The sequence below is a fragment of the Candidatus Pelagibacter bacterium nBUS_30 genome, assembly GCF_051201245.1.
GTDB lineage: Bacteria > Pseudomonadota > Alphaproteobacteria > Pelagibacterales > Pelagibacteraceae > Pelagibacter.
The window spans coordinates 194702-217792 of sequence record NZ_CP172842.1; the positions used below are offsets into that span (position 1 = coordinate 194702).

General features: G+C 29.5%; 25 protein-coding genes. 18 read left to right on the forward strand and 7 right to left on the reverse strand.

Translation table 11 applies throughout. The features are described 5' to 3' along the window. Positions 1 to 4 precede the first annotated feature (4 nt). The 6 genes from efp to tkt are packed head-to-tail and all read right to left on the reverse strand — an operon-like array spanning position 5 to position 6321. A complete protein-coding gene (gene efp / locus ACIJYE_RS01030) occupies positions 5 to 565 on the reverse strand; it encodes an elongation factor P (protein ID WP_435090573.1) in 561 nt (186 codons plus the stop codon). After that, positions 562 to 1176, reverse strand: coding sequence for a thiamine phosphate synthase (thiE, locus tag ACIJYE_RS01035; RefSeq protein WP_435090575.1), 615 nt, complete (start codon positions 1174 to 1176; stop codon positions 562 to 564). Before thiE ends, efp begins: the two co-directional genes overlap by 4 nt. Then, complete coding sequence (locus ACIJYE_RS01040; protein WP_435090577.1) at positions 1163 to 2173, reverse strand: class I fructose-bisphosphate aldolase; 1011 nt, start codon at positions 2171 to 2173, stop codon at positions 1163 to 1165. The genes thiE and ACIJYE_RS01040 overlap by 14 nt, the downstream gene beginning before the upstream one ends. A gap of 1 nt (position 2174) precedes the next feature. After that, a complete protein-coding gene (locus tag ACIJYE_RS01045) occupies positions 2175 to 3353 on the reverse strand; it encodes a phosphoglycerate kinase (RefSeq protein ID WP_435090578.1) in 1179 nt (392 codons plus the stop codon). Then, entirely contained in the window at positions 3353 to 4360 is a 1008-nt protein-coding gene (gene gap / locus ACIJYE_RS01050; RefSeq protein ID WP_435090580.1) for a type I glyceraldehyde-3-phosphate dehydrogenase, read from the reverse strand. The genes ACIJYE_RS01045 and gap overlap by 1 nt, the downstream gene beginning before the upstream one ends. Further along, complete coding sequence (gene tkt / locus ACIJYE_RS01055; RefSeq protein WP_435090582.1) at positions 4357 to 6321, reverse strand: transketolase; 1965 nt, start codon at positions 6319 to 6321, stop codon at positions 4357 to 4359. The genes gap and tkt overlap by 4 nt, the downstream gene beginning before the upstream one ends. Before the next feature lie 53 nt (positions 6322 to 6374). Between tkt and ACIJYE_RS01060 the strand changes: the two genes are divergently transcribed. The 18 genes from ACIJYE_RS01060 to ACIJYE_RS01145 all read left to right on the forward strand — a co-directional run bounded on the left by ACIJYE_RS01060 (position 6375) and on the right by ACIJYE_RS01145 (position 22181). After that, a complete protein-coding gene (locus tag ACIJYE_RS01060) occupies positions 6375 to 6698 on the forward strand; it encodes a 5-formyltetrahydrofolate cyclo-ligase (protein ID WP_435090584.1) in 324 nt (107 codons plus the stop codon). Then, a complete protein-coding gene (locus ACIJYE_RS01065) occupies positions 6686 to 7132 on the forward strand; it encodes a cell division protein ZapA (protein ID WP_435090586.1) in 447 nt (148 codons plus the stop codon). The genes ACIJYE_RS01060 and ACIJYE_RS01065 overlap by 13 nt, the downstream gene beginning before the upstream one ends. A gap of 6 nt (positions 7133 to 7138) precedes the next feature. Next, a complete protein-coding gene (locus ACIJYE_RS01070; RefSeq protein WP_435090588.1) occupies positions 7139 to 7684 on the forward strand; it encodes a 5-formyltetrahydrofolate cyclo-ligase in 546 nt (181 codons plus the stop codon). Next, the gene (locus tag ACIJYE_RS01075) at positions 7681 to 8484 is read left to right on the forward strand and encodes a TIGR00282 family metallophosphoesterase (protein ID WP_435090590.1); all 804 of its coding nucleotides are present in this window, start codon (positions 7681 to 7683) and stop codon (positions 8482 to 8484) included. Before ACIJYE_RS01070 ends, ACIJYE_RS01075 begins: the two co-directional genes overlap by 4 nt. 8 nt (positions 8485 to 8492) lie before the next feature. After that, on the forward strand, positions 8493 to 9218 hold the full coding sequence (locus ACIJYE_RS01080) for a YebC/PmpR family DNA-binding transcriptional regulator (RefSeq protein WP_435090592.1): 726 nt from the start codon (positions 8493 to 8495) through the stop codon (positions 9216 to 9218). Then, on the forward strand, positions 9218 to 9712 hold the full coding sequence (locus tag ACIJYE_RS01085; RefSeq protein ID WP_435090594.1) for a crossover junction endodeoxyribonuclease: 495 nt from the start codon (positions 9218 to 9220) through the stop codon (positions 9710 to 9712). The genes ACIJYE_RS01080 and ACIJYE_RS01085 overlap by 1 nt, the downstream gene beginning before the upstream one ends. A gap of 51 nt (positions 9713 to 9763) precedes the next feature. Continuing rightward, positions 9764 to 10438 carry a protein TolQ gene (gene tolQ / locus ACIJYE_RS01090; protein WP_435090595.1) on the forward strand — a complete coding sequence of 225 codons (675 nt, stop codon included), beginning with the start codon at positions 9764 to 9766 and terminating at the stop codon, positions 10436 to 10438. Then, positions 10439 to 10855, forward strand: a complete 417-nt coding sequence (gene tolR / locus ACIJYE_RS01095; RefSeq protein WP_435090596.1) for a protein TolR — start codon at positions 10439 to 10441, stop codon at positions 10853 to 10855. A 7-nt stretch (positions 10856 to 10862) separates the two neighbouring features. Continuing rightward, positions 10863 to 11726 (forward strand): energy transducer TonB, encoded by an 864-nt coding sequence (locus tag ACIJYE_RS01100; protein WP_435090597.1) that lies wholly within the window; start codon positions 10863 to 10865, stop codon positions 11724 to 11726. A 9-nt stretch (positions 11727 to 11735) separates the two neighbouring features. Beyond that, complete coding sequence (tolB, locus tag ACIJYE_RS01105) at positions 11736 to 13079, forward strand: Tol-Pal system beta propeller repeat protein TolB (RefSeq protein ID WP_435090598.1); 1344 nt, start codon at positions 11736 to 11738, stop codon at positions 13077 to 13079. Positions 13080 to 13175: 96 nt separating this feature from the next. Beyond that, on the forward strand, positions 13176 to 13661 hold the full coding sequence (gene pal, locus ACIJYE_RS01110) for a peptidoglycan-associated lipoprotein Pal (protein WP_435090599.1): 486 nt from the start codon (positions 13176 to 13178) through the stop codon (positions 13659 to 13661). 81 nt (positions 13662 to 13742) lie between these two features. Further along, positions 13743 to 14741, forward strand: coding sequence for a tol-pal system protein YbgF (ybgF, locus tag ACIJYE_RS01115; RefSeq protein ID WP_435090600.1), 999 nt, complete (start codon positions 13743 to 13745; stop codon positions 14739 to 14741). Next, complete coding sequence (gene tilS, locus ACIJYE_RS01120) at positions 14701 to 15726, forward strand: tRNA lysidine(34) synthetase TilS (protein ID WP_435090601.1); 1026 nt, start codon at positions 14701 to 14703, stop codon at positions 15724 to 15726. The genes ybgF and tilS overlap by 41 nt, the downstream gene beginning before the upstream one ends. Positions 15727 to 15791: 65 nt before the next feature. Beyond that, positions 15792 to 17684, forward strand: coding sequence for an ATP-dependent zinc metalloprotease FtsH (gene ftsH, locus ACIJYE_RS01125; RefSeq protein WP_435090602.1), 1893 nt, complete (start codon positions 15792 to 15794; stop codon positions 17682 to 17684). Positions 17685 to 17691: 7 nt separating this feature from the next. After that, positions 17692 to 18744, forward strand: a complete 1053-nt coding sequence (folP, locus tag ACIJYE_RS01130; RefSeq protein WP_435090603.1) for a dihydropteroate synthase — start codon at positions 17692 to 17694, stop codon at positions 18742 to 18744. Continuing rightward, positions 18744 to 20075: a phosphoglucosamine mutase gene (glmM, locus tag ACIJYE_RS01135; RefSeq protein ID WP_435090604.1), complete on the forward strand. Its 1332-nt coding sequence runs from the start codon at positions 18744 to 18746 to the stop codon at positions 20073 to 20075. Before folP ends, glmM begins: the two co-directional genes overlap by 1 nt. Position 20076: 1 nt before the next feature. Continuing rightward, positions 20077 to 20889 (forward strand): bifunctional hydroxymethylpyrimidine kinase/phosphomethylpyrimidine kinase, encoded by an 813-nt coding sequence (thiD, locus tag ACIJYE_RS01140; RefSeq protein ID WP_435090605.1) that lies wholly within the window; start codon positions 20077 to 20079, stop codon positions 20887 to 20889. Next, positions 20889 to 22181, forward strand: coding sequence for an adenylosuccinate synthase (locus ACIJYE_RS01145; RefSeq protein ID WP_435090607.1), 1293 nt, complete (start codon positions 20889 to 20891; stop codon positions 22179 to 22181). The genes thiD and ACIJYE_RS01145 overlap by 1 nt, the downstream gene beginning before the upstream one ends. On the opposite strand, the gene rpoH is transcribed toward ACIJYE_RS01145, so the two are convergent. After that, the gene (gene rpoH, locus ACIJYE_RS01150) at positions 22178 to 23071 is read right to left on the reverse strand and encodes an RNA polymerase sigma factor RpoH (protein ID WP_435090608.1); all 894 of its coding nucleotides are present in this window, start codon (positions 23069 to 23071) and stop codon (positions 22178 to 22180) included. The two genes, ACIJYE_RS01145 and rpoH, sit on opposite strands and share 4 nt — an antisense overlap. Positions 23072 to 23091 lie beyond the last annotated feature (20 nt).

Consider the following 23091-nt stretch of genomic DNA (forward strand, 5'->3'; position numbering starts at 1 on the left):
ATGGTTATATTTTTTTTATATATTCGAAGGTTCTTGTGTCAATAATTACATCATCGCCCGACTCTATGAAAGGTGGAACCTGAATATTCAAACCATTATCAAGAGTTGCAGGTTTATACGATGACGAAACTGTTTGACCTTTAAGCGCTACATCTGTTGTTTCAATTTTACATGTCACTTGATTTGGAAGTTCAACTGAAATTGGGTCATCGTTATAAAAACTTATAGATACTTCAAGATTTTCTGTAAGTAATTTTCCTTTTTCATTAATAATTTCTTTTTTAATTTCAATCTGTTCAAATGTTTTAGGGTCCATAAAAACATAATTGTTTTCATCCTCATATAAATAATTAAAATTAGTTTCTTCAAGCGATGCTTTTTCAACAGTCTCACTAGACCTAAATCTCTCATTTAGTTTTGTGTTTTTCCCAACACTTTTCATTTCAACTTGTGCAAAAGCCCCACCTTTACCTGGTTTTACATGTTGAGTTTTTAGGACTTGCCATAAATCATTTTTGTATTCTAAAAGCATTCCCACTCTTATTTCTCCTGCATTAATTTTCATTTAAGTTTTTCTATAGTTTCTAAGGGTTTATATTTTTTATTATTCCAAACGTAACCTGAAATAGCCAATAAATTAGCATTGTTCAATAACAGTTTCTTATAATTATTAATATTAATTCCTCCAATAGCAACTATCGGGGTTTTGGTTAACTTTTTTGCTTTATTTAAAATTTTAATTTTTGCTTTGAATCTAACTATTTTTGTTTTAGTAGAAAAAAAAGCTCCAAATGCAATATAGCTTGCTTTATGTTTAATAGCATCTTTTGCTAATTTGATAGAGTTATGGCAAGTGACTCCTATAATCTTATTTCCAACTATTTTTCTTGCTTTAATTAAACTCATATCTTTTTGTCCTAAATGACAGCCATCAGCATCTAATTTTTTTGAAAGATTAGGATCATCATTTACTAAAAATTTAACATTATTTTTTTTACAAATTTTTTTAATTTTTTCCCCAATCATAATTTTTTCTTCAAATGAATATTTTTTAAGCCTCAGTTGAAATAGACTTACCTTACCAGTATTTAATATTTCTTTTAAATCTTGATAGAATTGAGGGTATATGTTGTTGGGAGAAATAAGATAAACAAATTTTTTTTTACTTATTCTCAAGTTCGCTAGACCATTTTCCTTGAGCAGCTAAAGTGTTCATTTTTGCTCTATGATTAAAAATATTTTGTGTTCCTTTGATATCTTTAGTATTTTTTGACCAGAATTTCAAAGCACTTTGTTGAAGCGCTCTTCCATAAGAGTAAGTCATTAAAAAATTAGTATCATTATTTTTATTTATTAAGTGTAAATTTTCTGTTGCCTGAATTTCTGATTGGCCTCCTGATAAAAAAGCAATTCCGGGTACTTCACTTGGAACAGATTTTTTAAGACACTCAAGCGTTTTGGATGAAACCTCTTCATTAGAAATTTTATTTTTTGATTTATTTCCTGCCAGGATCATATTTGGTTTTAAAATTATTCCTGTGAGATCAATTTTGTGCACTATAAGTTCTTCAAAACATTTTTGAATTACTTCAGATGTTTTAATTAAACAGTGTTCTGCTGAGTGTTCACCATCCATTAAAACTTCTGGCTCAACTATTGGAACCATGCCACATTCTTGGACTAGAGCAGAATATCTTGCGAGTGCGTGCGCATTTGAGTTGATTGCAAGTTTACTAGGATATTTTTCTCCAATATTATAAACACCTCTCCATTTTGTAAATCTAGCACCAATTTCATAATACTTTTTTAATCTTTCTCTTAATCCATCTAAACCCTCGGTAACTTTTTCTTCTAATGAATTTGCTAAATCTTTTGCACCAGTGTCTACTTTAATTCCTGGAACTGCCCCTGTTTCCGAGATCATAGCTGGGATTGTTTTTCCATAATTTGAAATTTGATTGATCGTTTCATCATACAAAATAACACCACCAATACAGTCTTTCATGGTGTCTGCTGCAAAAAGTGTTTCTCTAAAAAGAAGTCTATTTTCTGGTGATGATTGAACATTTACTGACTCCAATCTTTTAGTCATAGTTCCATTACTTTCATCTGCAGCAAGTATGCCTTTACCGTTTGAAAGAATTTTTAGAGCAATTTTATTAAGTTCTGACATTTTAGTTTAAGGCTTTTATACCAGGAAGTTCTTGACCTTCAAGATATTCTAAGAAGGCTCCACCAGCAGTTGAAATAAAATTAAAATCTTTTATTGCATTTAAACTATTTAATAATGAAACTGTATCCCCACCCCCTGCAACCGAATAAATTTTATTAGATTTATTATTTTCAATTATCTTTTTAGCAATTTTAATACTACCATTAGCAAAGTTTGGATTTTCAAAATATCCCGCAGGCCCATTCCATAAAATAGTACTACTTTCATCAATAATATTATTAATAATATTAATAGTTTTTGGACCAATATCTAAAATCATTTCATCTGATAAAATTTCATTTAATTCTTTTATTTGAGGAACTCCATTTAAATTCTTTCCTACAACAATGTCCTTGGGATAAATTATTTTGCATTTTTCTGTTTGTGAAAGCGAAAAAATTTCTTCAATAATTGAATCGGAGTTTTCTTCTTGTAAGGATTTTCCAATATTGTTGCCCATATATTTAATTATATTATTAGCCATTCCACCTACAATTATAATATTATCAAATTTAGGTATTAAATTTTTAATTATATTAATTTTAGTTGTGATTTTTGAGCCTCCAATTATGCAGGTTATAGGTTTTTTTATTTCAGAAGTAATTTTTTTCAAAGCATCAACTTCTAAACTAAGTTGTAATCCAGAATAAGAAGGTAAAAAATTAGTTATCCCGTGAATTGATGCATGCGCTCTATGAGAGCATGAAAAGGCATCATTAACATAAATGTCAGCTAAAGTTGCAAGATGTTTTGCAAATTGTTGATTATTTTTTTCTTCCTCAGGGCAAAATCTTATATTTTCTAACATAACTATTTTTTCATTGTCACTATGAAATAAATCTTTAGAGGTTATCTCGTTAACATTTTTTGAAACTAGTTTTATACTTTGGCTTAATTTTATCTCTAAATCTTTACATATTGGTTTAAGTGAAAGTTCGTCAACAACTTTTCCCTTTGGTCTTCCTACATGAGAAATAATTATTATTTTTGAATTTTGAGAGATTAAGAATTTTAAAGTAGGTAGAATTTTATCAATTCTTGTTGTATCAGTGATTTTGTAACCATCTAAAGGAACATTTAAATCTAATCTTAATAATATTTTTTTATTATCAAGATTTATTTCCTCTTTTATACTTTTCATTAAGTGATTTTGTGGACATATTCTGCTATGTCACACATTCTATTAGAAAATCCCCATTCATTGTCATACCAGGCTGAAATTTTTCCCATATTTTTACCAACAACACTAGTAAGAGATGAGTCCACTATTGCTGATGATGAATTATGATTAAAATCAATAGAAACTAGTTTTTCTGAAATTATTTCTAGCACTTTTCTAGATTGATTTTTTGTTACTTCTTTAAAAGCATCATTAATTTTTTCTTTGCTGATCTCTTTTTTAGTACAAAAAACTAATTCAATAAGAGATACATTAGGAGTTGGAACTCTCATAGCTACACCCTCCAACTTCCCTTTCAATGAAGGAATTATTTCTCCTATAGCTTTTGAAGCCCCTGTAGATGTTGGAACAATTGATTGGCTTGCTGATCTTGCTCTTCTTGGATCTTTATGAGAATTATCTAAAATTCTTTGATCACTTGTAAAAGCATGAATCGTTGTCATAAAACCTTTTTCAATTTCAAAATTTTCATGAAGTACGTTCGCAACAGGTGCCAAACAATTTGTAGTGCATGAAGCAGCAGAAATTATTTGATCATTTTTTGTAAGTTCTGCTTCATTAACACCAAAAACAATAGTTTTATCTGCATTTTTACATGGAGCAGAAACTATAACTTTTTTTGCACCATTATTAATGTGTGTTAATAGCTTTTCTTTTGAATTAAATTTTCCAGTGCATTCAAAAACATAATCAACACCAAACTTTTTCCAATTAATATCCTCAATTTTTGACTCTTGGGAAAAAGTAATCTTATTTTTATTTATAATTAGGTGGTTTTCATCATAATCAAGGTCTGCATTAAATTTTCCATGAACAGAATCGTATTTAATTAAAACACAACTTGCTTCAGAGTTAGACCTGTTATTAATATGTTTTATTTTTATGTCTTTATTTTGACTTTCAATGATCGCTCTAATAACCATTCGCCCAATTCTTCCCATTCCGTTGATTCCAACATTTATAGTCATATTTTCTTTTTAACTAGTTTTTTTGATTTGTTTGCAATGTTTGTTGCTGTTAAACCAAAATGTTTATAAATTTCTTTGTATGGTGCACTTTTACCAAATGTATCAATTCCAAAAGTTAAACCATTATTGCCAACATATTTTTTCCAACAATCTGTTGATGCTGCTTCTATAGAAATTTTTATTTTCGTTTCATTGATAATTTTTTGTTTGTATGAATTAGATTGTAAGTCAAAAAGATCTTGGCAAGGCATCGATATCACTTTTGAATATATCTTATCTTTGGCCAATTTATGGCTGGTCTCGATTGCCAAATTAACCTCAGAACCACTTGCAAGTATTGTTAAATGGATTTTTTTGTTTGTTCGTAAAACTTCATATCCTCCAAAAGAACACTTATTGATACTTGAAAGTTTTTTTCTTATTGGATCAAGGTTTTGCCTGGTCAAAGACAAAACACTTGGTGTTTTTGAATTTTTTAATGCATGTTCCCAACATTCAATAGTTTCCATTTTATCTGCAGGCCTAAAAACATTAAGATTTGGTATTGAACGTAAGCCTGACAATTGCTCTATTGGTTGATGGGTTGGACCATCCTCACCAAGACCAATAGAGTCGTGTGTCATAACATAAATAACTCTTTGTTCCATTAGTGCTGATAATCTTATTGATGGTTTGCAATAGTCAGAAAATATTAAAAAAGTTCCACCATAAGGAATAAAATTACTATGAAGTGCAAGCCCATTCATTACCCCACTCATTGCATGTTCTCTCACACCATAGTGAATGTAATTACCATTAAAGTCACCTGGCTTTATTATTTTATGATATTTTGTTTTAGTATTGTTTGATCCTGCCAAATCAGCAGAACCACCAATTAAGTTATTACCAACACTAGTTAATGCATTTAAAGTAAGTTCTGAGGATTTTCTTGTTGCTAAACTTTTCATCTCTTTAATTGTATTTTGTTTTTCAGTTTTTAGAATTTTTGTGAAATTATTTTTTTGTAAATTATTTACTATTGCTTTTTTCTTTTTATAAATTTTGTTCCAATTATTTTCTAGTTTTTGGCCATTTTTACCAATTTTTTTCCACTCATTTAAAATTTTATTTGGAATTTCAAAAGGTTTGTAATTCCAATTAAGAGCATTTCTTACAAGCTTAATTTCATCTAAACCTAGAGGACTTCCATGAGATGATGATTTGCCCGATTTATTTGGCGAGCCATAACCAATTTTAGTTTTGCACGAAATAACAGTTGGTTTTTTTGCATTTTGTACTTTTTTTAGAGCCTTAAAAATTTCTTTTTCATTATGCCCATCGATAAGAATATATTCCCAGCCATAACTTTCAAATCTTTTCTTAAAGTTATCTGAAACCGCCAAACTAGTTGGTCCATCAATCGATATTGAATTATTATCAAAAAGCATTACTAAATTTTTGAGTTTTAAATGCCCAGCCAAGCTCATTGCCTCGTGACTTATTCCTTCCATTAAACAACCATCTCCAGCAAGAACATAAGTTTTGTGATTTATGATTTCTTTACCAATTTTCTTTTTTAAAATTTCTTCAGCAATCGCAAAGCCAACAGCGTTTGCAATTCCCTGACCAAGTGGACCTGTCGTAGTCTCAATGCCAGTTTTAGGATGATATTCTGGATGACCTGCACAAATTGAGTCTAGCTGTCTAAATTTTTTTATACTATTGATTGAAATACTTTTATATCCAGTCAAATACAACAAAGAATAGAGCAACATGGAGCCATGACCGGCAGATAAAACAAATCTATCTCTATTGAGCCAATTTGGATTTTTAGGATTAAATCTTAAAAAATCTTTAAACAAAACCGTTGCAACATCAGCCATGCCCATCGGCATACCTGGATGACCTGAATTTGCCTTTTGTACAGCATCAATTGATAAAAATCTGATGCAATTTGCTAAATCATTGTGTAGTTTATTCAAAATTATCCTGACTAGACTAAGAAGATTCTATTTAATAATATAAACATATATATATGAATTCTATAAACGAAAAAGAAAAAAAATTAAATAACGCTTTAGATAAATTAAAAAATCTAGATTTAAGTAATCCTGATCTGCAAAATAATATTGAAAACTTAAGTTCTCAAAAAACTCAATTAGAAATTGAAAAAACTCAATTAGAAGATAAATACAAATTGTTATTAGACGAGCACGAAAGTTTAAGTAAAAAACTTGATGATATTCAAAATAAAGAAAAGTTAGAGCAAAAAAAACATGCAGAGTTTTCCGAAAAAATTGATGAATTAAATCAGGAAACAGATACTTTATTGGATGAGATTGATAAATGGCAAATGTAAGTATTAAATTTAATAACAAGGAGTTTTTGTTGTCATGTGAAGATGGGCAAGAGGAGCACCTTGAAGAACTGCTAATTCATATTAATCAAAAGTTTAATGATTTAAAAAATGAGCTTGGTAATTTAGGTGAAAATAAATTGCTTTTAATTACAGCAGTGAAAATCATGGATGAATACTATGAAACTAAAAAAAAAGTTGATTTAAAAAAAGATGAATTAAAAGACCTTTCAAATAAATTTAAAGAATTGAAATCGCTTATTTACGATTACCGAGATAAAAAAGAGGAAGAGATTAAAGAATTAAACACAAATCATCTAAATTTCAAAAATGAAATTGAAGCTAACCATAAAAAATATGAACAATTGATAGACGAAGCTGCAGATGAAATATCTAATTTTGTTGAAAAGGCAAAGTTAGAAAACATATCTCAATAAATTTTTGTGAATAAATCTAAGATAAGAAGTAAAATTATAAAATTAAGAAAAAATGATGCTAAGACAAACGTTAAGATTAGTTTAAAAAAATTTTTTTCTTTTTTAAAAACAAATAAATATAATTTTAAAAATCTAGGTGGATACTATCCTTCTAATTTTGAGATTGATGATTTGGAAATTTTAAAATTATTAGAAAAAAAAAATTTTAAAATATCACTGCCAATTATAAAAGAAAATAACCAGATGGATTTTTTTAAATGGTCTTACAACGATCCATTAAAAATTAACAAATATGGTATACCCGAACCTATTTCATCAAAAAAACTCTATCCAGATATTTTATTAGTTCCATTGGTTGGTTATGACAATCATTTAAATAGATTGGGTTATGGTGGTGGGTTTTATGATCGATATATTGAAAAAATTGAAAAAATAAAAAAAGTCATTAAAATTGGTCTAGCTTTTTCTTACCAAAAACTAAAAAATGTTCCAGTAAATCATCATGATAAAAAATTAGACTTTATAATTACAGAAAAGGAAATTTTAAAATGAGAATATTATTTTTAGGTGATGTTGTTGGTGTTTCGGGGTGTTCAAAATTAATGAACAATCTTTTAAATGAAATTAAAATAAAAAAGATAGACTTTGTAATTGTTAATGGTGAAAATGCTGCATCACAAGGTGTGGGCTTAACTAAAGAGATATGCCAAGATTTTTTTAATTGTGGCGTAGATGTAATCACTACGGGTAATCATGTTTGGGATCAAAAAGAGATAATGGAGTTTATAGAAAAAGAAGAAAGATTATTACGTCCAAAAAACCTTTTTGAGCCAGCTCCTGGAAAAGGTTTTAATATTTATACTACAAAAACAAATATAAAAATTGGGGTACTTAACTTAATGGGAAATGTTTTTATGAAAAAATGCGAAGACGTTTTTGAAACCTCAGAAAAATTTATGAAACAGTATAAATTTAAACAAGATTATGATTTATTGGTAGTCGATTTTCATGGCGAAATAACTAGTGAAAAAAATGCAATTGGCCATTTTTTTGATGGTAAGGCTTCTTTAGTTGTTGGAACTCACACTCATATTCCAACTAATGATGCAAGAATATTAAATGGTGGCACAGGTTATCAAACAGATGCTGGAATGTGTGGGGATTACAACTCTGTTATAGGTATGAATACAGATAATTCATTGAATAAATTTTTAAAGAAAAATTCAACAAAGCATTTTCCAGCTGTAGGTGAGGCTTCTTTGTGTGGCGTAATTGTTGATTGTAATATAGAAACTGGACTAGCAAATAATATTGAAAGTTATATTTGTGGAGGTCAGTTAAAAAATACTTAGAAAAAATTATGTCAGGTCATTCGAAATGGGCAAGTATAAAGCATTCAAAAGGTAAAGCTGATAAGCAGAGATCTAAAATATTTTCTAAGTTATCAAAAGAAATAAGTGTTGCAGCAAAACTTGGTGACAAAGATCCAGCAATGAATCCAAGACTAAGATCTGCAATTCAAGCTGCTAGATCAGCAAATATGCCTAAAGACAATATTGAAAGAGCAATTGATAAATCTTCAGCTAATGCAGAGTCTAATTTTGAAAATTTAAGATATGAAGGGTTTGGCCCAGACAAAATTGCTGTTATTGTTGAAACTTTAACTGATAACAAAAACAGAACAGCATCAAATGTGAGAACTGTATTTCAAAAAAGTGGTGGAAGTTTAGGTACACAAGGGTCTGCATCACATAATTTTAATCAACTAGGTATAATTAAGATTGATAAAAAAGAAATCTCTGAAGAAAATATATTTGAACTAGCTATTGAGTCTGGAGCAGATGAATGTATTTCTCATGATGAATTTCATGAAATACAATGCCCTATGAGTGAGATCTATAATGTAAAGAAAAAATTAGAAAAAATAATTTCAAATTTTATTTCAACAGACATTGAATGGATTCCTTTAAATAGTGTTAATGTCGAAAAAGACAGGGAAGAAACAGTTATCGACTTTTTAGAAAATCTAGAGGATGATGATGATGTGCAAAATGTTTTTTCAAATGTTAACTTTGGTAATAACTAATGTTGGTTATTGGTATTGACCCAGGTATTTCAGGATCAATTTGTTTTTTTCAAGATGGAAAAATAATTGATGTAGTTGAAATGCCAACAATGAATGAAGGAAAAAAAAATAAAAAACAAGTTAATGGTTCTCAAATTTTTAACGAAATTTCCGAAAGAATTAAAAAATTAGATAAAGGTGACATTAAAGTAATTATCGAACAAGTGTCAGCTATGCCAGGTCAAGGTGTAACCAGTATGTTTAATTTTGGTCAATCATTTGGAATTTTAAAAGGAATATGTTCAGCAATGCAATTACCAATGTATTTTGTAAGACCTGCTAAATGGAAAAAATACTTTAATCTTATAAATTCAGAAAAAGATGCAAGTAGAACAAGAGCAATTGAGATTTTTCCTTATTTTTCAGGACAATTATCAAGAAAAAAAGATTCAAACAAAGCAGATGCAATTTTAATTGCTAGTTTTTATTATGAAACTTATCAATTAAAGGAATAATCAAAAAAATATAAGACAAATTCATGACACATTTAAGTGTGAATAGTAATTATGGAAGCTGATATTGCATCACAGGCAGTTGGATTGGGAACAAATACAGATTTTTCTCTAATGAGCTTATTTTTTAGAGCAGACATAATTGTTAAATCTGTGATTATAATTCTTATAGTTTGTTCAGTTTACTCTTGGGCTGTAATAATTGATAAATATAGATTATTTAAAAAAATCAATAAATCATCAGAAGAATTTGAAGAAAAGTTTTGGAATTCAAAATCTGCAGAGACTTTTTACAATGGTTTGCCAGCTAAAGTTAACGACCCAATGGCTGTAGTATTTCAGGATGCAATGGAAAGTCTGTTAAAAAAAAAATCTAAAAATAATTTAAGTGAAAGAATGAGCACTTTCTTAGAAGTTGGTATTGAAAAACAAATGTTTAAAATTGATAAAGGTTTTACATTTTTAGCAACTGTAGGATCCACAGCTCCTTTTATTGGTCTTTTTGGAACAGTGTGGGGTATTATGAATTCTTTCCAATCGATTGCTATATCAAGAAATACTAGTTTGGCTATTGTTGCACCTGGAATAGCAGAAGCATTATTTGCTACAGCTTTAGGTTTATTGGCAGCGATACCTGCAGTTGTTGCGTATAATAAATTTAATACAGACTCAAAAAAATATTCTCAAAAATTAGAAAATTTTTCAAAAAGATTTTTAACTATAATTTAAATGGCTTTTAAATTAAACCGCTCATCAAAGGAACCAATGAGCGAAATAAATGTAACACCATTTGTTGATGTCATGTTAGTGTTACTAATTATATTTATGGTTACAGCACCATTACTTACAGTTGGAGTTCAAGTAGATCTACCAGAAAGCTCAGCTGACTCTCTTCCAGAAGAAACAGAACCATTAACACTATCAATAAATGCCAAAGGTGAAATTTTTATTCAAGAAGCGAAAGTAGAATATGACAGTATCATTGCGAAAGTTTTGGCAGTTTCAAAAAATAGAACTGATACTAGAATTTATGTAAGAGGTGATAAAACTATCAACTATGGAAGAGTATTAGAGATAATGGGTTTGTTATCGGGTTCAGGTTTTACTAAAGTTGCTCTAATATCAGAACCTTATAAGCAAAGGTAATTAAAAAATGAATAGAAGTATAATTATATCTTCTGTTTTGCATTTGGCTTTAATTTTCATTACAGCTATGAGTCTTCCATTTTTATCAAAAAAACCCTTAGATATACCACCAATTGTATCTGTTGAGTTAATCCAGATTGCTGAAAAAACTAATATACCTTTTGCACCTAAGGCAAAAAAAATAATTGAGAAAATAAAAGAAAAAGAAAAGAAATTAGTGTCAGAACAAGCTCCACCAAAAAAAGTAAAAAAAACAAAAACAAAAACAGTAGTTTCTCTTGATCAAAATAATGAGAAAATTGAAGATCAAACTCCTGCAGCCGTTCCATTACCCGAAAAAACTATAAAAAAAATCAAGACTAAAGAGGAAAAAAAACAAAACCCTGATAAACTAGATGAAGAGGTGAAACAAGTTTCAGAATTTGAAAAAAAAGATTTATTTGATCCAAATAATATTGCAGCTTTAATTGATAAATCAAAAATTGATAGTGCTGATGTGGTTAAAAAGAACAGTGATATTACTCAAGATCAAGATAGAAACATTGAAAACACTGGGCTTACTTTAAGTGAAGAAGATGCTCTAAAAGCTCAGATTTTTGGATGTTGGAGTATTCCACTGGGGCTACCTTTCAATGAGAACTTATTAGTTAGAATTAAATTAGTGCTAGAGCCAGATGGCTCAGTTACAAAAACAGAGATTTTAGACCACGCTAGAATGAACAAGCCTGGTCAAGGCTTTTACAAAGTATTAGCTGAAAGTGCTTTGCGAGCAGTGAAATTATGCCAACCTCTTCGAGTTCCAACTACAGGATATGAAAGATGGAAAGAGTTACAATTAAATTTTGATGCAAGAGAGATGCTAGAAGGTTAAGATAGTAATATGAAAAAAAAATTTATAACTTTATTTTTAATATTAATTTTTCCAATTAATGCTTTTGCTTTAATTGAAGTTGATATTACCCGAGGGAATCTAAATCCACTTCCATTAGCAGTGTCACCCTTATCAATTGATGAGCAATCTAAAAAAAGTTTTGAAAAAATTCTTAAAAAAGAAAATATTGGATCTGAAATTTCAGAAATAGTTGAAAATAATTTGAGAGCTTCAGGGCTTTTTAATCCTCTTAGTAAAGATGCTTTTTTACAAGGAGCAGAAATTGCTAATCTAAAGCCAAGATTTGAAGATTGGAATTTGATAAAAGCTCAAGCGCTGATTACAGGCAAAGTAAGTTATGTTGATGAAAAATTAAGAGTTGAGTTTAGATTGTGGGATGTTTTAGCAGCTAAAGAAATGATGGCGCTAGCGTTTACCACAGTCCCAGATAATTGGAGAAGAGTAGGACATATAATATCAGATAAAGTTTATGAAAGACTGACAGGAGAAAAAGGATACTTTGATACTAGAATAATTTATGTAGCTGAAGAAGGCCCAAAAACACAAAGAAAAAAAAAATTAGCTATTATGGATCAAGATGGAGCTAATAATAAATTTTTAACACTGGGTAATGAACTTGTATTAACTCCTAGATTTAACCCTACAAGTCAGATGGTTACATACTTGTCATACTTTAAAAATTTACCAAGAGTATATCTTTTAGATATTGAAACAGGAACGCAAGAAGTAGTTGGTGATTTTCCTGGAATGACTTTTGCGCCAAGATTTTCTCCAAATGGTAAAAAAATAATAATGAGTTTTGCAAAAGATGGTAAATCAGACATCTATACGATGGATTTAGAAAATAGAATAGTTGATAGAATTACAAACCATCCTTCAATAGACACCTCTCCATCTTATTCTCCTAACGGAAAATTTATAGCATTTAATTCTGATAGAAGTGGGTATCAACAAATTTATATAATGAAAAGTGATGGGAGCGATGTTAAAAGAATTTCATTTGGTAATGGTATATATGGAACACCGGTATGGTCTCCTAGAGGAGATTTAATAGCTTTTACAAAATTACATAAAGGTAAATTTTATATTGGCGTTATGAGAACAGATGGTAAAGGAGAAAGATTGCTAACTGAAAACTATTATCAAGAAGCTCCTTCATGGTCTCCTAATGGTAGAGTGTTGATTTTTTATCGAGAAACAAAGACAAATAGTAAAGGAGAGGGCTTTTCAGCAAAGCTTTGGTCTATTGATTTAACAGGCTACAATGAACGTTTGGTAAAAACTGAGACAGATGCGTCAGACCCATCTTGGTCATCTTTATTAAGCAATTAAAAGGGCAATTCACTGAAATATCTTGATTTTTTGACTTGAAACATCTATTTAGTTGTGAAAAAGTACAATTTGAAATTAGCAGCAAGGAGCAATTTAATGATATTAAGCAAAATTTTAAAAAACACACTTTTAGTATTGGCAGGTTGCCTAGTACTAACTGCATGTGCAACAAAAAAAGTTGAGACAGTAAGTGGTCAAATGCAAAGTGATGTTTACACAGGAACAGACACAGTTGAATATTTAGCCGATGGAGTTCCAGACAGAGTTTTCTTTGCAACAAATGAAACAATTTTAACTACAGCTTCAAGGGAAACTTTAAGAGCTCAAGCAGCATGGTTAAGAAAGAACGCAAGTATTAATGTAGTTCTTGAAGGGCATGCTGATGAAAGAGGTACTAGAGAGTACAATTTAGCACTTGGCGAAAGAAGAGCTAACTCTGCAAAAGATTATCTAATGACTTATGGAATTTCTTCAGACAGAATATCAGTACTAAGTTATGGTAAAGAAAGACCTGTTGATGCTGGTTCAAATCCTTTAGCTTGGTCAAAAAACAGAAGATCTGTAACAGTTAAAGCAAATTAATAATTTAAATTTAAAGACCCTAAAGCTCAAAGTTTTGGGGTCTTTTTTTTGCCATTTTTATAATCATAAATTAATTTATTAATGAAATTTATAAATAAATTTTTAATACCTAAGTTATTCTTCCTATTAAGTCTTAGTTTCTCAAACATTGCCTATGCAGACAATCATAATATTTATGAAACATTAGAAATTATTAAAAATGATCTCAAAACTCTTGAAAGAGCAGTTTATTCTGGTTCAGTTGATGTTAAAACATCAGTTAGTGAAAATTCAAGCCTTGATTTAGATGTCAATTCTGAAGATGTGCTTACAAGACATTTATTGAAGTTATCTGAAGTTGAAGATCAATTTAGACAATTAACAAATAAGTTTGAAGAAATAAATTTTAAATTAGATAAATTATCTAGTAGATTGTCTAAAATCCAAGCTGATAATCAGATAAGATTTCAAGATATTGAGACTGCCATGAGCTCTAGTAGTAGCATGGAACAACTTACATCAAAACCAAAAAAAGATATAAATGAAGTATTGCCAGGAAGCTCACAGCCCCAAGATTTAGGATCTATATCATATAAAGATACAGAGTCTTCTGAAAATTCTCAACAAATCCAGTCAGTAGATACGACTGCATCAGTTGTGACGGAAACTTTTCGTGCAGAAGAAAAAATATTACCACAAGATTTTTCACCTAAAAAACAATATGAGTTTGCAACAAGTTTCTTAAAAGTTGGAGATTATAGTACAGCTGAAAGAGCTTTCAGAGAGTTTGTTGTGTCAAATCCAGATCATGAGTTAGCTGGTAGTGCTCAATATTGGTATGCAGAAACATTTAGAATTAGACAACTTTATACTGATGCTGCATCAGCTTATTTAGAAGGTTATCAAAAATATCCAAAAGGAAATAAGGCTCCTATAAATTTATTAAAACTTGGTGTATCAATGGTACAGATAGGAGAAAAAGATCAAGGTTGTAAAATGATTAATGGTGTTGAGAAACAATATCCTAATGCTAACCAATCTGTAATTCAAAAAGCAAAATATGAGTCCAAAAAATTTGAATGTATCAAGCAAGACTCATAAACTCTTATTAGATAAGTTAAAAGATAAACGAACTCTTCAAATTTATAAAAAATTTGAAAATTATTTAAATATTAATGAAAATTTTACTGTAGCTGTCTCAGGAGGCCCTGATAGTCTTGCGTTATCCTTTTTAGCAAAAATTTATTCAATCAAAAATTTTCTAAATATAAAATATTTTATTGTTGATCATAAACTTAGAAAAAATTCTACTTCAGAAGCTAAATATGTTCAAAAACAGTTAAAAAAGTTTTTTATAAATTCGAATATTTTAACATGGAATGGAATTAAGCCAAAAAAAAATATTCAATCTATCGCTAGGAAAAAAAGATATAAATTATTGGTAAATGAATCTAAAAAATTTAAGATCAAAAATATTCTTTTAGGACATCATTTAGATGATTTATTTGAAAATTTTTTTATAAGAATTTTGAGAGGAAGTGGTCTTAAAGGATTAGTTTCCTTAGATCAAAGAACACAAAATGAAAAAATTAATTTTATTAGACCTCTATTAAACTTTGATAAAAAAGATTTAATTTATATTAGTAAATATGTTTTTAGTTCATTTATTGAAGACCCTTCAAATAAGAATGATAAATTTAAAAGAATTAAAATAAGAAATTTATTAAAACAATTAGAGGCTGAAGGATTAGATAAAAATAAATTTCTTTTAACAATAAAAAATTTAAAATTTGCTAACGAAACTATAAAATTTTATACCAAAAAAAATTTAGAGGAAAATACTACTATTTTACAAAAAAAAAAATCAGTTGTTATAAAAAATATTTTTTTTCAAAATTCTACAGAGGTAGTTTTTAGATCATTTACAGAAGTAGTTAAGATTGTTGGAAATAAATATTATCCTACAAGAGGTAAAAAAATTGACATGATTATTCAGCTAATAAATGATAAATCTTCATTTAAAGTAACTTTAGGTGGATGTGTTATTAAAAAGGTTAATGAAACAATAATAGTGTCAAAAGAGTAATAAATTATCTTATATAATGATATTTTGTCACTTGTTAAATTTATAATAATTCTTATCTTATACACATGAACTTAAAAAATCTTGCAATGTGGGGTGTCATAGTTTTTTTAACTATTGGTCTTTATAATATGTTTAAAAACCCTCAGTCCAATATTAGAAGTGGAAATCAAATTATATTTTCAGAATTTTTAACCTCTGTGGACAATGGAGAGGTTTTGAAAGTTGAAATTCAAGGTAATAATATTAAGGGTGTTTTTTCAAACGGCAACTCATTCTCAACTTACTCTCCTGGTGATCCAAATTTAATTGAAAAATTATCAGACAAAGGCGTAAGTATTTCAGCCTCTCCATTAGAGGAGAAGATGCCATCGTTATTTGGAGTTTTGCTTTCTTGGTTTCCTATGTTGTTATTAATTGCTGTCTGGATTTTTTTTATGAGACAAATGCAAGGTGGCAAAGGTGGAGCAATGGGATTTGGAAAATCTAAAGCTAAAATGATGAATGAGCTAAAGGGCAAAGTTACTTTCAATGATGTTGCTGGTATTGAAGAAGCTAAAGAGGAAGTGGAAGAAATTGTGGAGTTTTTAAAAGACCCAAAAAAATTCAGTAGACTGGGTGGAAAAATTCCAAGGGGAGCCCTTTTAGTTGGAAACCCTGGTACAGGAAAAACGTTATTGGCACGGGCCATTGCGGGAGAAGCAGGGGTTCCATTTTTTACTATTTCAGGATCAGATTTTGTTGAAATGTTTGTTGGAGTGGGTGCGTCCAGAGTTAGAGATATGTTTGAACAGGGTAAAAAAAATTCGCCGTGTATAATTTTTATTGACGAGATAGATGCTGTTGGAAGAAGTAGAGGTGCTGGTTTAGGTGGGGGAAATGATGAGAGAGAGCAAACTCTAAACCAACTCTTGGTTGAGATGGATGGTTTTGATACAAATGAAGGTGTTATTATAATTGCTGCAACAAATAGACCAGATGTACTTGACCCCGCTTTATTAAGACCAGGTAGATTTGATAGACAAGTTGTTGTTGGTTTACCAGACATCATCGGTAGAGAAAAAATCTTAAAAGTACATGCTAAAAAGATAAAAATGGCTCCAGATGTAAATTTAAGAACAGTTGCTAGAGGAACTCCTGGTTTTTCAGGAGCAGATTTAGCAAATATAGTCAATGAAGCAGCTTTGCTTGCAGCAAGAAAAAGCAAAAGAATAGTAACAATATTAGAGTTTGAAGAGGCTAGAGATAAAGTAATGATGGGAGCTGAAAAAAGATCAATGGTTCAAACTGAAGATGATAAAAAATTGACAGCATACCATGAGGCTGGACATGCAATTGTATCTCTAAATGAAAAAGCTGATGATCCTATACACAAAGCAACAATACTTCCAAGAGGAAGAGCATTAGGAATGGTAATGACTTTGCCAGAAAGAGATAAGTATTCTCAAAATAGAGAATATATGAAATCACAAATAGCGAAAGCAATGGGTGGAAGAGTTGCTGAGGAAATTATTTTTGGACATGAAAAGGTTACCTCAGGGGCAATGTCAGATATTAAAGCAGCAACATCAACAGCAAAACATATGGTTACCGAAGCAGGTATGAGTGAATTACTTGGACCTTTAAGCTATGGGGATAACCAGGATGAAGTATTCCTAGGAAGGTCTGTTGCAAGAAACCAACAAATGTCAGAAGAAACTCAAAAAAAAGTAGACTCAGAAGTTAAAAAATTAGTAGACGAAGGATATAATAGAGCAAAAAAAATATTAAATGAAAAAATTGAAGATTTACATAAGTTAGCAAAAACATTACTTCTTTATGAAACTTTAACAGGTGATGAGATAAGAGATTTAATATTACACAATAAATCTATTGAACGAAATGAAGAAAAAGATCCTACAGAAGAAGACAAAAACTCAGCTTTAGGGTCGATGGGACTTAAACCAAAAATAGTACATTAATTTAAATATGAAAAGATATTACACACGTGCGTGTAATTTCTATTACGGTAATGAGTCTATATCTTTAGTCCGTAAAAAAAAAACGCTTCCTTTAAATGGTAACAAAGAAATATCTTTTGGTCATATTGAAATAATATCTAGAAAATTTAAAAGAAAAATTTCAATAAATAATCTAAATAAATTATCAAAATTATTAAAAAAACAAATAACATTAGATTTAAAATCTATAAGTTCAAAAAAAAAAAATTTTGCAAATTTTAATTTTAATAAATTACCAAATCTCATGGGAGTACTTAATCTTACACCAGATAGTTTTTCTGATGGTGGTAAATTTAATACTCAAAATATAGGAATTAAACATGCTATGGAAATGTATAAGTCAGGAGCAAGTATAATTGATGTTGGAGGAGAGTCTACAAGACCTGGATCCAAAACTTTAGATAAAAAACTTGAGTGGAAAAGAATACATAAAATATTAAAATCAATTTGCAAAAAAGTTCCAGTATCATTGGATACAAGAAAATCAGAAATTATGGAAAAAGGTATTAAACTAGGAGTTAAGATTATTAATGATGTGTCTGGATTAAATTACGATAATAATACTATAGATATTTTAAAAAAATACAGAGTTCCGTTTATTCTTCAGCATTCGAAAGGGACACCAGAAAATATGCAAATTAATCCAAGCTACAAAAATGAATTATTAGATATTTATGATTTTTTTGAAAAGAAGATAAAGTTTTTAAGATCAATTGGTATAAAACATAACAATATAATTATTGACCCAGGCATAGGATTTGGAAAAAATTTGAAACATAATATGAATTTAATTGGTAATATTTCTATTTTTCATACACTAGGTTTTCCTATACTTGTAGGGAACTCAAGAAAAAGATTTATTAAAGAATTGTCTGGAAAAAATGATACTAAGAATCGAATTGGTGGTACTGTTGCTTCATCGATTTATTTAATGACTCAAGGAGTTCAAATATTAAGGATTCATGATGTTAATGAATTGTTGCAGGGATTAAAAGTCTTTAAAGAAATAATAAAAAATTAATGAAAAAAAAATATTTTGGAACCGACGGTATTAGAGGTGCAATTAATAGCAAAAATATTAATGGTGACATGTTTTTTAAATTTGGACTAGCATCAGGTAAATATTTCAAATCACAAAAGAGAAAAAAACAAACCGCAATTATTGCAAAAGATACTAGATTGTCTGGATATACTTTAGAACCAGCATTAGTTTCAGGACTAACATCAGCTGGAATGCATGTCTATACATTGGGACCTTTACCAACAAATGGTTTGGCTATGCTAACAAAAGCAATGAAAGCAAATATGGGTATTATGATTACAGCTTCTCATAATCCACATTATGATAATGGATTAAAACTATTTGGTCCAGATGGCATGAAATTATCTGATAAAATTGAAAAAAAAATTGAAAATTTAATTGATAAAAAAATTACAAAAAATCAATCAAACCCAGAAAAATTGGGAAGAGTAAAAAGATTAGAAAGTGGAACAAAAGATTATTTAAAAATTTTAAAAAAAAATTTTTCTAAAGAATTTAATTTAAGAGGATTAAGAATTGTAATTGATTGTGCAAATGGCGCTGGTTATAAAGCAGGACCTGAATTATTTAGGTCTCTTGGAGCAAAAGTAATTGCGTTAGGTGTAAGTCCTAACGGTCTTAACATTAATAAAAATTGTGGATCAACATATCCTAATAAAATAAAATTAGCTGTAAAGAAACATAAGGCACACATAGGCATTTCCTTAGATGGTGATGCAGATAGAATTATTATGTGTGATGAGACGGGAAATATAATTGATGGTGATCAAATAATTGCGGCTTTAGCATTAAGATGGAAAAATAAAAATATGTTACAAGGAGGTGTTGTGGGAACTTTAATGTCAAATTATGGTTTGCAAAAATTTTTTAAATCAGAACATATAAAATTTATCAGAGCAGATGTTGGCGACAGGTATGTTAAAGAAAAAATGCAAAAAAAAAATTTTAATTTAGGGGGCGAACAATCTGGACATATTATATTAGGAAAATTTGCAACTACCGGTGATGGTTTGCTTGTTTCTTTAGAGGTACTTTATGCAATAAGAAAAGGAATGAAAGCTAGTAATTTTTTTAATAAATTTAAAAAAACGCCACAAATTTTAAAAAATATTGAAGTAAAAGATAAATCGATAATAAATAATTTTGAAGTTAAAAAATCTATAAAAACAGCAGAAAAATTAATGAAAGGCCAAGGAAGAATACTAGTAAGAAAATCAGGAACCGAATCAAAAATAAGAGTAATGGGTGAAAGTGAAAATAAAAAACTTCTTAATAACTGTATTAATATAATTTCAAAAAAAATTAAATAAATTGCAACCAAATTCAAAAATATTAATTATAGCTGGTTCAGACTCGTCGGGAGGAGCTGGCATTCAAGCAGATATAAAAACTGTCACTGCACTTGGTTCATATGCAATGACAGCTATTACTGCAGTTACATCCCAAAACACTACAGGTGTTAAATCAATAGTGCCGATTTCTCCAAAAGAAATTTTGAATCAAATTGTATTTACCTCAAAAGATATTAAACCTGATGCGATTAAAATTGGAATGTTGTGCTCAACAAAAGTTATTGATGTTGTTGTAAAGTCATTAGATAGAAGCAAGATTACAAAAATAGTGCTTGATCCTGTAATGGTTGCAAAAGGTGGTGCTAAATTGATAGACAATAAAGCAATAAGATTACTTAAATCAAGATTAATTAAGAGAACAATATTGATTACTCCCAATATTCCTGAAGCTGAAATTTTAACAAAGACTAAAATAAAAACCAAAGAGGACATGATTTTTGCAGCTAACAAATTATTAGAGCTTGGTGCAAAAAATGTTTTAATTAAAGGTGGTCATTTAGAGTCTAAAACTGTTCAAGACATATTTGTTAATAAATCTGAAATAAAAGTATTTAATAGTTATAGGCATAAAACAAAGAATACTCATGGCACTGGTTGTACTTTATCTTCAGCAATAACTACCTTTTTATCATGTGGAAAACCTATAAAGAAATCTTGTGAGCTTGGAATTAAGTATGTAAGTTCAGCGATACTAACAAATCCAAATTATGGTAAAGGTCATGGCCCAATTAATCACCTTAACACAATGAGTATAGATAAAAAATTTAGATAATGAAAAATATAGTTGTAGTTGGATCCCAATGGGGAGATGAAGGAAAAGGAAAAATTGTAGACTGGCTTTCAGAACAAGCAGATGTTGTAATTAGATTTCAGGGAGGTCATAATGCTGGTCATACCTTGGTTATTGATGGAGTAACATATAAATTAAGATTGTTACCGTCAGGAATTGTTAGAAAAAATAAAATTTCAATTATTGGAAATGGTGTTGTCGTTGACCCATGGGCATTACTTGAAGAAATTGATGAAATAAAATTAAAAGGTGTTGATGTAAATATTAATAATTTTATTATTTCTGAGGCTGCAAATTTGATATTACCCTTCCACAGAGAAATGGATGAAATTAGAGAAGATGCTGCTGGGAAAGAAAAAATTGGAACAACTAGAAGAGGAATTGGTCCAGCCTACGAAGATAAAGTGGGTAGACGATCAATAAGAGTAATGGATTTAAGATCTGAAAAAAATTTGGATCAGAGATTAGAGTCTGTACTAGTTCATCATAATGCAATTAGAAAAGGCTTAGGAAAAAAAATTTTTGAAAAAGAGCAACTGAAATCAGATTTATTAAAAATTGCACCTAAAATATTGCAATTTTCTCAACCTGTTTGGCTTAAAATTGATGATTTTAAAAAACAAAAAAAGAAAATATTATTTGAAGGCGCACAAGGAATTTTACTAGATGTTGATCATGGCACCTATCCTTATGTTACATCATCAAATACTGTTGCTTCGAGTGCTGCAACTGGCACAGGATGTGGTCCAAATTCAATTAATTATGTACTTGGTATCACAAAAGCATATACAACAAGAGTTGGAGAAGGCCCTTTTCCTACAGAACTAACAGATGATATTGGAGAATTATTGGGTACACGAGGAAAAGAATTTGGAACTGTTACTAGCAGAAAAAGAAGGTGTGGATGGTTTGATGGAGTTCTTGTTAGACAAACAATAAAAATCTCTGGAATAGATGGTGTTGCACTTACAAAATTAGATGTTTTGGATGAATTAGATGAAATAAAAATGTGTGTTGAATATGAACTTGATGGAAAAAAAATAGATTATTTACCTGCGGCAGTTGAAGATCAATTAAAGATAAAACCAATTTACAAAACTTTTCCTGGATGGAAAACTTCTACTAACGGAATTAAAAATATGGAAAATTTACCTGAAAATGCAAAAAAGTATATATTTGCTGTAGAAGATTTTATTGGTGCAAAAGTATCAAGTGTATCGACTAGCCCAGAGAGAGACGATACTATTTTGGTCGAAAATCCTTTTGATATTTAGTTAACAGGTAACAGGTTTTTTGATTTTGCTAAAAGTAGCATGTGCTTCTGCAATTTTTCAAACGCTTTGTTTTCTATTTGCCTAACTCTTTCTCTGCTAATTTTATATTTCTTACTTAAGTCTTCCAATGTTGTTGGGTTATCATTCAATCTTCTTGAATATAAAATTTCTTTTTCTCTATCATTAAGCACTTTAATAGAATTTTTTAAAAGGTCTTTCCTTTGTTCCATTTCTTCTTGGTGTGCAAATTTTAAGTCATGATCTAATTCTTTGTCTACTAACCAGTCTTGCCATTCGTCTCCATCTTCACCAACTTGAGCATTCAATGAAAATTCTTTTCCAGATAGTCTTCTATTCATTGAAATTACTTCTTCTTTACTTACATCAAGCTTATTAGATATTTCGTTTACATGTTCGTCTCTTAAATCACCCTCCGTCTGTGGTGCAATTTGATTTTTTATTTTTTTAAGATTAAAAAATAATTTTTTTTGTGCAGTTGTTGTTCCAATTTTAACTAAACTCCATGATCTTAGTATATATTCTTGAATAGAAGCTTTGATCCACCACATTGCATAAGTAGCTAATCTAAAACCTTTTTCAGGTTCAAATTTTTTAACAGCCTGCATAAGACCAACATTACCTTCAGAAATCATTTCATTAACAGGCAAACCATATCCCTTATATCCCATTGCAATTTTAGCAACTAATCTTAAATGACTTGTAACTAACTTTTCTGCAGATTTCACATTTCCTGTAGTTTTCCAATTTTTAGCTAACATGTATTCTTCTTCTGCTGCGAGCATTGGAAATTTTTTGATCTGCTCTAAATATGCTGATAGTCCTCCTTCATTGGAGAGAGCTGGCAGGTTATTATTAAATGTTCTACTCATAGCAATATTTATTTAATTAA

Bases quoted from the DNA above. Each gene is read 5' to 3' on its own strand.
- efp (WP_435090573.1), bottom strand. From the start codon at position 565: ATGAAAATTAATGCAGGAGAAATAAGAGTGGGAATGCTTTTAGAATAC.
- ACIJYE_RS01040 (WP_435090577.1), bottom strand. From the start codon at position 2,173: ATGTCAGAACTTAATAAAATTGCTCTAAAAATTCTTTCAAACGGTAAA.
- ACIJYE_RS01045 (WP_435090578.1), bottom strand. From the start codon at position 3,353: ATGAAAAGTATAAAAGAGGAAATAAATCTTGATAATAAAAAAATATTA.
- gap (WP_435090580.1), bottom strand. From the start codon at position 4,360: ATGACTATAAATGTTGGAATCAACGGAATGGGAAGAATTGGGCGAATG.
- ACIJYE_RS01060 (WP_435090584.1), top strand. From the start codon at position 6,375: ATGAATTCTATAAACGAAAAAGAAAAAAAATTAAATAACGCTTTAGAT.
- ACIJYE_RS01065 (WP_435090586.1), top strand. From the start codon at position 6,686: ATGGCAAATGTAAGTATTAAATTTAATAACAAGGAGTTTTTGTTGTCA.
- ACIJYE_RS01075 (WP_435090590.1), top strand. From the start codon at position 7,681: ATGAGAATATTATTTTTAGGTGATGTTGTTGGTGTTTCGGGGTGTTCA.
- ACIJYE_RS01080 (WP_435090592.1), top strand. From the start codon at position 8,493: ATGTCAGGTCATTCGAAATGGGCAAGTATAAAGCATTCAAAAGGTAAA.
- ACIJYE_RS01085 (WP_435090594.1), top strand. From the start codon at position 9,218: ATGTTGGTTATTGGTATTGACCCAGGTATTTCAGGATCAATTTGTTTT.
- tolQ (WP_435090595.1), top strand. From the start codon at position 9,764: ATGGAAGCTGATATTGCATCACAGGCAGTTGGATTGGGAACAAATACA.
- tolR (WP_435090596.1), top strand. From the start codon at position 10,439: ATGGCTTTTAAATTAAACCGCTCATCAAAGGAACCAATGAGCGAAATA.
- ACIJYE_RS01100 (WP_435090597.1), top strand. From the start codon at position 10,863: ATGAATAGAAGTATAATTATATCTTCTGTTTTGCATTTGGCTTTAATT.
- tolB (WP_435090598.1), top strand. From the start codon at position 11,736: ATGAAAAAAAAATTTATAACTTTATTTTTAATATTAATTTTTCCAATT.
- pal (WP_435090599.1), top strand. From the start codon at position 13,176: ATGATATTAAGCAAAATTTTAAAAAACACACTTTTAGTATTGGCAGGT.
- ybgF (WP_435090600.1), top strand. From the start codon at position 13,743: ATGAAATTTATAAATAAATTTTTAATACCTAAGTTATTCTTCCTATTA.
- tilS (WP_435090601.1), top strand. From the start codon at position 14,701: ATGAGTCCAAAAAATTTGAATGTATCAAGCAAGACTCATAAACTCTTA.
- ftsH (WP_435090602.1), top strand. From the start codon at position 15,792: ATGAACTTAAAAAATCTTGCAATGTGGGGTGTCATAGTTTTTTTAACT.
- folP (WP_435090603.1), top strand. From the start codon at position 17,692: ATGAAAAGATATTACACACGTGCGTGTAATTTCTATTACGGTAATGAG.
- glmM (WP_435090604.1), top strand. From the start codon at position 18,744: ATGAAAAAAAAATATTTTGGAACCGACGGTATTAGAGGTGCAATTAAT.
- ACIJYE_RS01145 (WP_435090607.1), top strand. From the start codon at position 20,889: ATGAAAAATATAGTTGTAGTTGGATCCCAATGGGGAGATGAAGGAAAA.
- rpoH (WP_435090608.1), bottom strand. From the start codon at position 23,071: ATGAGTAGAACATTTAATAATAACCTGCCAGCTCTCTCCAATGAAGGA.